This is a genomic window from Nitrobacter sp. 62-13, assembly GCF_001896955.1.
Classification (GTDB): domain Bacteria; phylum Pseudomonadota; class Alphaproteobacteria; order Rhizobiales; family Xanthobacteraceae; genus Nitrobacter.
Map to the genome: position 1 here is coordinate 4,465 of NZ_MKRN01000059.1, position 805 is coordinate 5,269.

The following is an 805-nucleotide window of genomic DNA, read 5'->3' on the forward strand; positions in this document are numbered from 1 at the left end:
GCAATCACGCAGGAGCCGTTCTTGCGCGGCGCATCGCCCCGGATATTGGCCAGCCGCCATTCATCGCCTACCCGCCGGCCGTTCGGGAAGTGCCGCGGCACCCAATGCTCGGCGGTCGCGCGCAGCCGCGCGACGATTTCGTCGAGGTCGAACCGTTCGGACGATCGCGGAAGTTCTCCCTCGTTGAGGTCGAGCATCGGCGCCTCAATCGAGCAGCACGAGACCGCGCTCGGCGCGGGTGATCGCGGTGTAGAGCCAGCGGGCGCGATCTTCGGCGGTGCGGCCAAGGCCGTCGTCGTAGACGATGATGTTCTCCCACTGCGAGCCTTGCGCCTTGTGGCAGGTGATGGCCCAACCCCAAACCGCCTCGATGATGGTCTTCTTCTTCCAGTGGTCGCGACGCTCGCGCTCCGGATCGGGCGTCACGTGGTCGTCGAAGTACCCCTTGTAGATGCGGAAGCGCTCGCGTGCTCCGTTGGTGCCACCGATCTTCTGCCCGTCCTCAGTGGTGACGACGGCGGTGAACGAAATCTCGTCTTCGTCCTTGACCTCGGTGAGATCGAGGAACATGCCGTTGACGAGCCCGAGATCGTTGCGGTTCTTGAGGCAGATGATCTTCTCGCCCTGGCCGGTCGGATAGACGCCGTCGAAGCCGGACGCCCGTTTCATGGCGAGGTTGAGCTGCAGGCGCGTGGCGTTTCGGCCGCAGATCACCTGGCCGCCGCGCAGCATCTGTTCTGGCGCCACATCGAGCCTGCGCATCTTCCAGACGAATTCATCGTGCGCGCCGTAGGGGATGGATTTG

At 64.6% G+C, this 805-nt stretch carries 2 protein-coding genes; both read right to left on the minus strand.

Translation table 11 applies throughout. The features are described 5' to 3' along the window. The coding region (locus BGN91_RS06130) for a hypothetical protein (RefSeq protein ID WP_292611455.1) at window positions 1–197 on the minus strand (197 nt) is incomplete at its 3' end. Window positions 198–204: 7 nt separating this feature from the next. Beyond that, window positions 205–805, minus strand: a 601-nt coding sequence (locus BGN91_RS06135) for an ATP-binding domain-containing protein (RefSeq protein ID WP_292611457.1), incomplete at its 5' end; no start/stop codon positions are given.